This is a genomic window from Halotia branconii CENA392 (assembly GCF_029953635.1).
GTDB lineage: Bacteria > Cyanobacteriota > Cyanobacteriia > Cyanobacteriales > Nostocaceae > Halotia > Halotia branconii.
This window is the reverse complement of the sequence record NZ_CP124543.1, coordinates 4266739-4279755: the sequence shown is the minus strand read 5'-3', so window position 1 is coordinate 4279755 and position 13017 is coordinate 4266739. Positions and strand designations below refer to the sequence as shown.

Genomic DNA, 13017 nt, shown 5'->3' with positions numbered 1-13017 from the left:
GGGAGCAGGGGGCAGGGGAGCAGGGGGCAGGGGAGCAGGGGGCAGGGGAGCAGGGGGCAGGGAGCAGGGGGGAAATAGGTAATTTTTCTTCATCTCCCTTGCACCCCGCACTCTGCCCCAATTCCTCTTCTCCATGCCCTATGCATAACTGCTAATTTTGGCCTTTGAGTATGCGGTGTAAACCGTGTAATAATTCTTGAGCAGTGAAGGGCTTTGATAAAACTAGCTGAACACTACTATAAGCTTCTGCTGTGAGTGCGTTATTGGTGCTGAGTCCGCTGCAAGCAATGATTTTAACTTGTGGGTTCATTTTTTTTAAAGTCAGGATGGCGGTCGTTCCGTCCATCTCTGGCATCATCATATCCATTAAGACTACACTAATAGTATGCTTATGCTGGGCATAAAGTGCGATCGCCTCAATGCCATTACTAGCAGCCAGAGTTTTATAATTGTAGTCTTCTAGGGCGAGTGTCGTAATCTCTAGAATTTGGGCTTCATCATCTACAACTAAAATTAATTCCCCGTCTCCCCTAGGCGATTCTATCTCTTCTATATCTGAGGCTTGAGCAGCTCCTACTGCTGGTAAGAATAATTTAAATTCGCTGCCTTTACCAACTTTGCTAGATACATTTATAAAACCATCGTGACTTTTAACAATACCAAGCACGGTTGACAGTCCTAATCCTGTACCTGTATTGCCATCTTTTGTAGTGAAGAATGGGTCGAAAATTTTATCTAAAATTCCTGATGGCATACCAATTCCAGTATCTGCAACGGTCATTACAATATAATGCCCTACTTTGGCATTGAGATTCATTGTCGTATAGGCGTGATCAATAAATAAGTTTTCTGCACATATTTTCACAATACCGCCATCTGGCATAGCATCACGGGCATTAACTACTAGGTTCATCAACACTTGATGCAGTTGTGTGACATCACCAGAGATAGCCCAAAGGTCTTCTGGTAAAGCAATGGCAAATTCGATAGATTTGGGAAATGTATGTTTGGCAATCTGGGCAATTTCTGTGATTAGGTGCTTGATTTGAACTATTGTGCGCTCTCCTTTACATCCTCGTGCAAATGACAGCACTTGTTTAACTAAAGCAGCTCCGCGCTTGGCGTTGCTTTCTATGATTGTGAGTAGGTGGTGAGCGCGTTCTTTGTCTTGAGTGAATCTTGTCTGTAGCAGTTGAGCTGCTGCTAAAATAGGTGTCAAAATATTGTTCAAGTCGTGGGAAATACCACCTGCTAGATTGCCAAGACTTTCTAATCGCTGAGTACGGAAAAACTGTTCTTCGAGTTGCTTTTTTTGGGTGATGTCAGTATCAACACTGAGAATGGAATGAGGTTGTCCAGCCGGATCACGTACTAATGTCCATCGGCTTTCTACAATAATTGCTTGTCCAGATTTGGTTACTTTTCGTAATTCACCTTGCCACGAACCAAGCTCAGTTACAGTTTTCAGAATTGCTTCTAGTTGAATTGAAGTATCTTTGTAAAAAAGCTCTTGGGGATCTTTGCCTAGAGCTTCTTCTGAACGCCAACCATACAAACGCTCTGCACCTTGACTCCAGAATAAAATTTTGGTTTGGAAATCTCGGACTAAAATTGCGTCGGTGGCAATGTCAAGTAGGGCTGCTTGCTCGCGGATTTGCTGTTCTGCCTGTTTGCGATCGCTGATGTCCTGAGTGACAATAATCACCCGTATTGGCTGTCTTTGTTCGTCATAGTAAACCTGACATTTTGTACTTAACCAGTGGATGCTACCATCAGGCCAGACAACACGAAACTCCATTTTACATGCAGTTCGTCCTCGAAGACAGTGAGCTACAGATTCGCGGTCTTCTGGATAGATCAAATTATTTAGGTAGTCTTCAATGGTGGGACACAAACTACCACTAGGCAGACCATATAATGGCCCACTATTAGCAGACCAAACTGATTCGTTGGTGACAAGATTCCAATCCCATATCCCCATATTGGCTGCTGCTAGAGCTAAAGTCAGTCGCTCTTCGTTGCTTCGCAGTGACTCTTCTATGTGCTTACGTTCAGTGATATCTTCGGCAATGCCACCATAGGCGTAAATATTCCCTTGTTCATTGTGCATAGCAAAGCAACGAGACCAGATCCAGCGCACTGAACCATCAGGTCGCAAAATTCGATATTCTGAACTAGTGTAGTTGTCATCATATTGCTGGTAATTTACCATGACGCGATCGCGGTCTTCTGGATGAACTGAATCTATCCAGGACTGAGGGTGCTGGTATAGGCTTTGGCAAGAACGCTGCCAAATTCTCTCATAAACCTGATTTACATACAAAATTTGCTGCGGCTCTAAACTTTCTATCCAGATAAGTGTGTGAGCATTGTCTGCAAATAGGCGAAATTTCTCTTCACTGTTTTGCAGTGCTTCTGCCATTTGCTGGCGCTCGGTGATGTCTCTACCTACTCCCTGAATTTCAATTACCTCTCCTGCTTCATTTTGAATTGCAGCAACTTTCCATTGAAAGCAGCGTATACCATTAATAGTCAATAGACGTTGTTCACTAATCGTCAAGCAATGGGGTGATGCTGCTAAAACTCTCAGATTTTCTATCGCTTGCGGCAATTCATTTGCAGGAAAAAACTCAAACAACGACTGACCGCGCAACTCATTCAATTGCCAGCCCAATGTTTCGCAGGCTGCCATATTGGCAAAATTAATTCGTCCCTGCAAATCTATGCGGATTATCAAGTCAATTTGACTTTCAACTAACTGGCGATAGAGATTTTCACTTTGCTGCAATGCTTCTTCGGTGCATTGGCGCTCGATGATTTCTTGTTGCAGCAGTTGGTTAGCAACGACTAGTTCTGCTGTGCGTTCTATTACCCTTTGTTCCAATTCTTCAGAGGCTTGGCGTAATGCCTTTTCTGAGTGTTTGCGTTGACTAATGTCACCAATAAACCATCGCCAACTAACCCGTTGACCCTGTGAGTTGTAAACGCTAGCTACCTTGATACCAGCAACAAAAGGTTCACCGTTTCGTGGCTTGAGGTTAATTTCTCCTTCTTGTCTATCTTGAAAGTTACGCAGTTGGTTGATAAATTGATGACGGTCTTGCTCAGCAACAAATAATACTAATGGTTTGCCGATTAAATAGTTTTGACGCACAGACAGTAGAGTCGCTGCGGTATTATTAGCTTCTTGGATAACGCCATGAATATCTGTCACCAAATAACCATCAAGAGCAAATTCAAACAAATTTTGGTAACGCTGGCGTTCCAATTCTAATGCCTCACAGGCATTAGTCAGTTCTTCGTTTTGTTGACGTAATTCTTCTTCTACCACTTGGAGTTCTTCGAGGGCTTGCTGAAGTTCTTGGTTAACTTGCATAACTTCAGCTGATTGGGCATCAATCCATCCTTTCAAATAATTATAAGTTTGGTAGCGTACTTTCTCTATTTGCTGATTCACCTGCCCAAAATCATGATTGGGGTTTTGTAAGTGTTGCTGTAGGGCTGAAACAACACCATACATTTTCATCAAATCAAAGGCTTGTAACAAACTAGTTTCAGTAACGACTCCTAGCAATTGTCTTTCATCGTCCAAAATTGGCAGATGGTGAACTTGGTATTGACGCAATAGTGATAAAGCTGTGAATATATTTTGATCAGGCGATCGCGTCAGGCTCATAACTGGCTGTGTCATAATTTCAGCCATTTTCACCTGGGATAAATCCATCCCACTTGCCGTGATTCTCACTATATCTCTAATTGTGCATATTCCTAAGAGATATCCTGCTTCTACAACCAAAATACAATTAGTTTCATGCTGATCCCATCTGCTGGAGTTGAACGATGAATTAGAACTGTTCAGTGATAAGCTATGACTTCGCTCCTGATTCATCAAGATCACAGCATCAATGACATAGCTATCAGGACTAATCGTTAATGGAGAATAATCAATAACATCATATAAATTAGGTAATTCAATTAGCTGATCGTGGAATCGCATAGTTAATTCGTCAATTCTCATTATCTTATCGACATCAGAAAGATATAGCGAAAGTTAAACTGAGATAACGGTTGGCAATCAGCGGTTACTAAGATGTAATAGAGTATCAATCAAATTTATTGATGAATATAGGAGTATCAACGCAATCAGGAAACACGATTCATTGGCTCCAAACTAAATGATTACGCAACCTGAGAGGTTGATCAAAATTTGTACTTGTCAAACTCATTCTATTGTCAAATGAGGAATAGGTGATCTGTTATCTAAAAAGATTACCTTAATTCATGGTTTTGATAAGACTGTTTTGGCGAAATCAATACAATTATTTTTTCAGAGATAGCGATCGCTCAAATAATAAATGTGCTTTTTAACGCATACGTATAACGACTGTGCATCCGATTAAGACCTAGTATTAGCAATATTTATACTCTGATTTTCTGAACTAATAATGAATAGTTAAAGTGATCCTAAACACTATTTTTTACTAATAGTTACTTAAAAATACTTATTTGCATGACTGAGGTCAGCAAGAGGAAAAGGGGCAGGAAACTCTAAGCGAGGGGGAAGACCGGGATGGAGCTTGTACTTTGCCCTAGTCAAGCGCCTAGAAGGGCGGGGCTTGTACCCATGTTCCACGCAGGGGAAAAGAGCTTGTTCCTCTGCCTCTTCCGGTCAAATAACACCAATTAGATTTCTCTATTGATCACTTAAACTTCATAATTTGGCAAAAACTAGCAAATAAGCGGCTAATAAGCCATTATTGGGGATTTTCTTGCAAAAATAAGCCAAATTCTGGTAGAAGTACTTAAGGTAACGAGTGATTACCACAAACAAAACTGAGACGCAATATGCCAAGTGGCATAATCATCGAATCATCAATATATGAGGAGAATTTTAAGATGCATCATACTAAATCGCAGAAACATTGTAATATCTGGCAAATTCTTAGTATTGTTGCACTAGCTGGATCGTCGCCTACATACCTTCATATTCAGTCAGTATCAGCACAGACACCAACCTACTCTTATTCATTCTGGCCTGATTCACCCCAAGTGAGTAGTCCAGTTGACCCAGATACTAGTGCCGTAGAACTAGGAGTAAAGTTCCGTAGTGATGTAGACGGTGTGGTTAGCGCTGTCCGATTTTACCGAAGTGTACCAATTGATAGTGGCTATACAGTTCACGTATGGAAGGCATCAACAGGTCAGTTAGTAGGTACAGGAGTGGCCATTGAGGGACAAGGACCGACTCCCGGCTGGCAAACGGTCATAGTTTACCCACCAGCTCCCATTGAAGCCGGAGAAATTTACATTGCTTCTTACTATGCAAGCGAGGGATCTTATGTGGCAGAAACAGACTTCTGGACTGCTAGTAGTGTTGAAAACGGCCCATTGCACATATTGCGTCAAGGTGTGTATGACAGCAATGGTATTTATTTAAGACAATGTGTACAAATAACAGATAATAATTGTCAGCGTAATAGTGTATACAAATATGGTGTAGGTGGTGGCTTTCCTACGGAAGGTTATGATGCGAGCAATTACTGGATTGATGTCATTTTTAAAACAAACACACCTCCTCCATACTTTCCTTACCTAGGATTGAATCTTTAGCCAAACTTGTTGCATCATCAAACACTTTTAATAATTCACAAGAAAAATCTCAACTTATTAGCAAACAGTACTTACACATAGACTACAATTTCACGTTCTTATGAGCAAAGAAAAGTAATCGCAAAGGCTTAGTTTTTCATCAAAAGGCGATCGCGTTACCTACTTCTGAGAGGAGTGTCCGTGATAGTACTTCGGCTCCTTTCGACTGCGCTACTTCGGTTACGCTCAGTACAAGTCAAGGCAAGACGCTTAGTAACCATCGCCCCGTCGCCGTCAGATGTCAGTAGTCAGCGATGCACTGAGTTTCAACTACTTCAACTTCGTTCAGTACAGCGCTGCGCGGCAATCGAGCGTACCCCTACGGGGAAGCAAGTTACGCGTAGTACTTTGTCAAGATAATTTTGCTGGGTTAATGTGAAAAAGTCCAGTTCTTTTCTCCCCCTGCTTTCCCTGCTTCCCCTGCTTCCCCTGCCTGCCTCCACCTATCATTTTTAGGTTGACAGACCAGTAGCGTCTCGTAGAAAAGTCGAGATTCAACTACCGCTAGCCGAAGTGTGGTGAGTGGCAAAAACAACTGACCACTGACACGAAATCCCGCCCCTTCCAGGGGTAGGATGAGCTTAATATGAGTGCGTAAGTCCTGAATTTAACAAATCAGTCAGCGCTATTTAATATATAGTGCCGACTTTATAGGCGGATATGATATCAAACAGATGAAACTGTTGATGCTGTCATTAATGTGTTTTTGGTCGTAGGAATTGCTCCTTGTACTGTTAGTACTGAACAGGGAGCATTGTGTAATACATAATTACTTACACTACCTAAGAAAAATTCACTTAGTCCACTTCGTCCGCGACGACCCATAATAATTAAGTCAGCTTTCCAAGTACGAGCCATTTCGCAAATTAAACGACTTGGATCGCCAACTTCCTGAGTAAATTCAGCATTGATATCTTTAGCGATCGCTCGATTAGTGAGCAATGTCAAAAATTCAATTCCCTTTTGTTTCAAAGCTTCCCATTGCCTCATGTAATACTCTACTCCATGAGTGTGAAAATTTGTATAAGCTTCATCTGTTTGCATCCTTGAAGCAGCGAGATAGTCATCATCGAAAGGCGAGATAACGTGTAGTAATAATAATTTGGCATTATTTGAACTTGTTAAAGTCAGGGCTTCCTCAAAAACTTGCTGACCAATTTCAGTATTATTAACTGCTACTAAAATTTTGTTAAACATAATTTAAAGTCCTTTGTGAAACTATTTATTTCAGAAAAGCTTTTTTACCAATCTACTTAACTATAGAGATGTCTGCAATCTCGATTGTTTCTATATAATACTTAAAACTTTAAGTATCATTTATATCACTAACAGTTGCCATGAGAAATAAAAATGCATGGCAAAGGTGTAGTCAATCAATCTCCAGATAAGGCTCACACTTATACTTATAAGGAATTATTTTGAGGATCTTGTGAGGAAATCATCTATAACCAATTCCTCACAAATTTAATATACAAAAAATTCTCTAACGTTTGTACATACTTACTTTTAACAATTAGACATATAGTACACAGTTTTTTTTTGATACAGCAACTAGCTATCAGATACATAGATAGTAACAAAATACACCTTTGCTAAAAGAGTTGTAAATATTGAGAAAGCGACTATCAGGTCATTACTTAATTTTGTATGTATAAATATTACAAAAAATTGAGTAATATAATTTTCTTCACAAGTTCCTCATATTTCATCACTATCCTTGAAATATGAGCAGTTTTGCAAAAAAATATTGGTTTGTTAACTAACAACTCCAATTTTAAAAACATACTTTTTTATAATCAGGATTTTAGAGAAATATGAACTACTGTCCTTGCTGTTCTGGATTACTTTTAAAACATGTACATGGTTCCGAAATTTCCTGGTTTTGTCGCCACTGTTGGCAATACATGCCAGCCGACACTTGGAATAATCCTACTTCTTTAGAAAAGGCAATCATTAACAAACCACTTGTAACGATTGGAAACCGAGAAAGAACTAATACCAAAACTTATACCAAGAAGCGCCAAAGCGTAACAGGCTGGATAGGAATACAAGATATGCCAGCTTAAGAAATCGCATTTAATTACAGCGTTTCTCGGTTGGGTGTAGTACACCTTTTAAGAAGAAAGGAGCTAGATATTAGGAAAATGTACCTCATTTAAATGAAACTTGCTGTAACATACAATTTGTGTCTTGTTCCATTTTTGCTGAAGCTTCAAATAAGTCAAAGAAGAAGCAGGGGCTTGAACCGCACTTGATTAGCCGTATCTAACTTTAATAAAGTGTGGTTCTTGCTCCCAAATCTAACTCTGTTTCACTTCACGGTAACAGAGAAAGAAACTCCACTATGAGCAAAGCATGAATCAGGCGATCGCGCAGCGCCACTTTTTTGCATACCAATTACCCATGACCTTTAATAAAGTCCTGAATATCTCCAGCTACAAACCCAGTATAAGATTCTGGTAAATCATCTCCAGCATGAGCAATCATCTTAAACTCAGCTTGAGGAATAGATTGAGCATAAATTTGACTTTTGGCTAATATATCTGATGTCTCTTGACCGCCTTGCAAAATCAAAGCTGGAACTTCTATTAAATGCAATTTATCCTGTAATAATTCAATCTTAATTTCTTGGTGCTGCCTTTGAAATAATAGCTTACAGGCTGTCGGATATCGTAGAAGCAAATGACGCAATTGCAAATCTTGTTCAAATTTTTCGTACCAAGCCAGACGTTTTGCCAAAGGACGAAGCAATCTTAATAATTTTAATGCTAACGGTGGATATCTCATCAATTTTTGCATTTTTTGCCAACTATTCTCTTGCCGTTCTATCTCTACCCCCTCTGGTGCTAACAGTACTAAACCATAAACTTGATCTGCATACTTTAAAGCATAACTAGCTGCAATCCAAGCTCCGAGAGAATGTCCTACTAAATACACTTTTTCTAGTTTCAAAGCTTGTAGGAACTCAGCTATGCATTCTACCTGCAAATCAATCGAGTAATGAACATTCGGATTTTCTGATTCCCCAAACCCTAATAAATCTGGGGCAAAGCAATGAAAATTCTCAGATAGTGTTTCCATGACTGATAACCACTGACTACTATCTTTCCAAGCACCATGTAAAAAGATTACAGGAATGCCTTTGCCAGCTTCACGCCAGAATAATAGCCCTTGAGAAATTTTTCTCCGGGAGTTGCGAAATAGCGTATGCATCTTAATTAAGCAGTTAACTTTTAGAGAATCAAGTAGAACGAAGTAAAAAATTCAATGTTTGTAGTGAGTTAGCGCAGCGTAAAGCCTGCGGCATAGCTTCGCTTAGAGCGAGTCTTCGAGCGTCACCCGTAGGGTAAGGGCTTTAGCCCTTTTATTAAGAATAAAGTCCTTACTACGAGCTAAATTTAGCTAACTTTAGATTAGTTAACATAGTTTGATTTATTCTCCCCGACTTACTTAGTCAATTATCAATCGTCATTGGTTATAAATAACTGAACAAATGACAAATGACAAGTGACAAAATGTTTTAGGCGAGTGTTGTCAAACCATTTAAATAGTCTTGTAGTTGTCGAGAGTGGTCATGGGACATTTGTCCTGGAGGTAAAGAATTAGCAGAAAAAGCCTGAATTTCCATAACTTCTAAAGTATCCTGAACTGCCATTATCCCCTGAACTTGCGCTTCTACTGCAACACAAATCGAATGGATTCTCGGATCACGGTCTGGTGCAGAGTAAACTCCAACCAAACGTTTAATTTCTACTAACTCCAGTCCGGTTTCCTCCATTAATTCTCGGCGGACTGTGTTAGGAATATCTTCTCCCCAGTCCACCATCCCTCCAGGTAATGCCCAACAGCCATCGTCACGCCGTCGGATTAGTACGATTCGACCATCAGGTAATATGGGGATAATACTAGTACCAGTAATGGGATGACGGAAGATAATACCCAGTACCGTTTGTCCAACGCGCCATAAGCCTCGTGTGGATTGGACAGCTGCCGCAAAAAAAGCAAGAATGTTCAATCTTAAAATGTCTGTATTGTATTATCTAAATTCCCTACCATTTGCATCTGCTCAACTACATGAATAATTGAGATTCGTGTTATACAAATATGCTGATGATTTGGGACTTTATTCTAAACGATTTTCGTATAATATATCAATCTTAACGTTGATATCATAAAAAAATACTGTGCTTAATTATACACAAATTGTTTGTATATGTTTCAGATTAAATCTAGCATAAAACACTAGTACCGCAAGACGGAATTAAAAATTAAAAATGAATACAGCATAAGCTTTTCATTGATTTTGAATGGTGGTTTATTCCCGCCATCGTGTACTAGTTTTGAAACTTAGAATGTTTTTTAATATTTATTAAATGTATATTAAGTTATCTAAAAATTGCTGATTTTTCTGTCCCAACAAGATTCGTAAATGAAACGCAATTAATAATGCCAATTTTGATTGATAATGAATTTTCACTAAATATTCACATCATTGCAAAAACTTAACTATATAAATTTTCAAGTATAAAAATTGATGATTTGATTGCAGAACAGATATTTTCTAAATTCTTTCACCAACTAACGTACTGATTTTATTCCTACTAACTGCTATAGGACTCATATTTGATTTTTGAAAAAATTCAGTACACCTCAAAGAGCCTTGTTTCCTGCGATGCACTGAGTTTCGACTGCGCTCAACTACCGCGTAGCCGAAGTGTTCCCTGTTAAGAGTTCCCCGCCTATCGCGCTTGCGCTTCTCTGCCAGACGCTTTGCGAACACGCACCACGCAAGTAATTTCACCAAACCAAACCGGATTCCTATATATAGGACTCCTATTTGATTAAGGAACACGATTCAGTACATATCTATCCCTTCTTAACTGTTCCCTGTTTCCTGTTTCCTGTTCCCTACCTACACAAATAAATTCACCGAATCAAACCGGATTACTATATAAATACTTTAGTTTTAATAAAATGGTTGCGAATTACTATTGACATAAATAGACTAAATAAGTTAGACTAGTATACTGTTAAAATATATAGACTGTTAAACTAGGCTAAAACTATATCAATAACATCAGTAGCTGATATTGTCTACGGGATGCCTAGTTGTCATTTTTTTGTTGTTTATTTAATGAGGTGAACATGGCTAAGCGCCGTAACCCGAAAAAAGAAAAGGCGCTACGGAACCAGGCATACGCCAGAAAGTTTCGTAAACGAACTACGACAGGAAGAATGCAAAGAAGGTTCCAACAAAGACCACCGAAGAGTGAGGAAGATGAAGGAACAGCAGCAGCTGATACTGAATAAGTTTCCTACTTAAATTATTTTTTGGGGCGTACATCTGTATGCCCTAATTTATTATTTGGGCATGGGAAAGAAGAGGCAGAAGGGCAGGGTGCGGGGCGTAATACCGTTTCACTCTAAAGTTGATACATTTGGGCAAGCAGGGGAAGCAGGGGAAGCAGGGGAAGCAGGGGGAGTAAGAAAAGTAATTTGTATCAATAATTTCGTGAAATGGTATAAGGGAGATAAAAAAAATTAATTGCCTCTTTCTCCTTTTCTCCCTGCTCGCTGCTCCCCTGCTTCTTTCCTAGTCTCTAGTCCCTATTTGAATACGGGCAGCCATAACTGCTTTACTTACCTGTGCAAAACCTGTGCCACCGTAACTGTTGCGGGCAGCTACAACTTGACGAGGGGATATGGCTTCGTAAATATCTGCTGCGAATGCCGGATGTAGTTGTTGCCACTCTTCTAAAGTCAAATCTTTGAGAAGTTTACCTGCGACAATACTGGTTTTTACAACTTTACCTACAAGATTGTAGGCTTCTCGGAAAGGAACTCCTCGCGCTGCTAAATAATCTGCCACATCTGTAGCATTAGAAAAGTCTTCTGCCACGGCTTGGGATAATCGTTGGGTACGAAATTCCAGACCTTGCGCCAACAAAATTGTCATTGCTTCTAAACAGGCTTTGACTGTATTGACACTGTCAAATAAATTTTCTTTATCTTCTTGCAAATCTTTGTTGTATGCCAAGGGTAATCCTTTCATAATCACCAGCATTGCTTGGAGATGACCAAATACACGCCCTGTCTTTCCCCGGATTAATTCTGGTACGTCGGGGTTTTTCTTTTGGGGCATAATGCTGGAACCAGTGGCACAACTATCTTTGAGGGAAACAAAGCGAAATTCTTCCGATGACCAGAGAATTATTTCTTCGCTCAAACGGCTAAGGTGAACCATGATTAAGCTAGCAGCACCAAGAAACTCGATCGCAAAGTCGCGATCGCTGACTCCATCTAAACTATTTTCATAAACACTATCAAAATTTAATAGTTCGGCTGTATAGTGGCGATCAATTAAAAAAGTAGTTCCAGCTAAAGCACCACACCCCAAAGGTGAAATATTAACTCGGCGGTAAACATCCCCCAAACGTTCCCAGTCGCGTTGTGCCATCTGAAAATATGCCAAAAGATGATGAGCTAAACTTAGAGGCTGGGCGCGTTGCAAATGGGTATAACCAGGAATCAAAGTTTCAATATGCTGTTCGGCTATATCTACTAAAACACCTTGAAATTCTCGTAATTGCTGTTTAATTTGTTGAATTTGATCGCGGAGATAGAGTCGAGTATCAGTACCTACTTGGTCATTACGCGATCGCGCCGTGTGCAGCTTTTTACCCACATCGCCGACAATTTCTGTTAACCGCCGTTCCACCGCAAAATGTACATCTTCGGCATCAATACCAGGGTGAAATTTGCCTTGGTGATATTCTTGGCGAATTTGTTCTAACCCTGCAATTAGTTGTTCTCCTTCGGTTGGGGAAATAATGCCCGTGTAAGCCAACATTTGGGCATGAGCTTGAGAACCAGTTAAATCGTATTCTATTAATTCAATATCAAAACCTATACTGGCATTAAAACGAGCGATCGCTGGATGCAGTGCTGATTCAAACCGTTGACTCCAAGTTTGTTCTTTAGTCATAAATTTATTAGGGAATTGGGCATGGGGCATTGGGAAGAAGAAGCAGGGGTGCAGGGTGCAGGGTGCAAGGGGGAGTTTGAAACTACTTCGCACTTATCCATTTATGGTTAACACTTTTTCCTCTTCTCCCCTGCTCCCTAGTCCCTAGTCCCTAGTCCCTAGCCCCTAGTCCCGTTAGCCGTAGCTTGTTAGATTCCGAATGATATAGCCAATGACTAAACCAATCAACAGCGCCCACACTTGTCCTGTCTGTATAAAGTGGCTCCAAGCTTTTTGGATTTGACCTATAAGATCTGGATCGTGAATTGCTTGAGCTAGTGGCATCAAATTTGCTGGCAAGTGCCAATATAACTGAAACATCAAATTGCTGATGGAGTTCATAC

The 13017-nt window shown here is 40.0% G+C and carries 9 protein-coding genes; 3 read left to right on the top strand and 6 right to left on the bottom strand.

Annotated elements, in window-relative coordinates; all coding sequences use genetic code 11:
• Window positions 1-151: 151 nt before the first annotated feature.
• Window positions 152-4018, bottom strand: a complete 3867-nt coding sequence (locus QI031_RS18845; RefSeq protein ID WP_281481189.1) for a PAS domain S-box protein — start codon at window positions 4016-4018, stop codon at window positions 152-154.
• A gap of 878 nt (window positions 4019-4896) precedes the next feature.
• Between QI031_RS18845 and QI031_RS18840 the strand changes: the two genes are divergently transcribed.
• Window positions 4897-5610 carry a DUF4082 domain-containing protein gene (locus QI031_RS18840; protein WP_281481188.1) on the top strand — a complete coding sequence of 238 codons (714 nt, stop codon included), beginning with the start codon at window positions 4897-4899 and terminating at the stop codon, window positions 5608-5610.
• A 705-nt stretch (window positions 5611-6315) separates the two neighbouring features.
• Here QI031_RS18840 and QI031_RS18835 read toward each other — a convergent pair.
• Entirely contained in the window at window positions 6316-6846 is a 531-nt protein-coding gene (locus tag QI031_RS18835) for a universal stress protein (protein ID WP_281481187.1), read from the bottom strand.
• 617 nt (window positions 6847-7463) lie between these two features.
• Between QI031_RS18835 and QI031_RS18830 the strand changes: the two genes are divergently transcribed.
• Window positions 7464-7715, top strand: a complete 252-nt coding sequence (locus tag QI031_RS18830; protein ID WP_281481186.1) for a hypothetical protein — start codon at window positions 7464-7466, stop codon at window positions 7713-7715.
• Window positions 7716-8046: 331 nt separating this feature from the next.
• Here QI031_RS18830 and QI031_RS18825 read toward each other — a convergent pair whose 3' ends face one another.
• Both QI031_RS18825 and QI031_RS18820 read right to left on the bottom strand, forming a co-directional pair.
• Window positions 8047-8862 carry an alpha/beta fold hydrolase gene (locus tag QI031_RS18825; protein WP_281481185.1) on the bottom strand — a complete coding sequence of 272 codons (816 nt, stop codon included), beginning with the start codon at window positions 8860-8862 and terminating at the stop codon, window positions 8047-8049.
• 307 nt (window positions 8863-9169) lie between these two features.
• Entirely contained in the window at window positions 9170-9664 is a 495-nt protein-coding gene (locus QI031_RS18820; protein ID WP_281481184.1) for an NUDIX domain-containing protein, read from the bottom strand.
• Between the two features lie 1130 nt (window positions 9665-10794).
• Here QI031_RS18820 and QI031_RS18815 point away from each other — a divergent pair.
• Complete coding sequence (locus QI031_RS18815) at window positions 10795-10959, top strand: hypothetical protein (RefSeq protein ID WP_281481183.1); 165 nt, start codon at window positions 10795-10797, stop codon at window positions 10957-10959.
• A 283-nt stretch (window positions 10960-11242) separates the two neighbouring features.
• On the opposite strand, the gene argH is transcribed toward QI031_RS18815, so the two are convergent.
• Window positions 11243-12634: an argininosuccinate lyase gene (gene argH / locus QI031_RS18810; RefSeq protein WP_281481182.1), complete on the bottom strand. Its 1392-nt coding sequence runs from the start codon at window positions 12632-12634 to the stop codon at window positions 11243-11245.
• A 174-nt stretch (window positions 12635-12808) separates the two neighbouring features.
• Window positions 12809-12994 carry a hypothetical protein gene (locus tag QI031_RS18805; RefSeq protein ID WP_425526034.1) on the bottom strand — a complete coding sequence of 62 codons (186 nt, stop codon included), beginning with the start codon at window positions 12992-12994 and terminating at the stop codon, window positions 12809-12811.
• Between the last annotated feature and the right edge of the window lie 23 nt (window positions 12995-13017).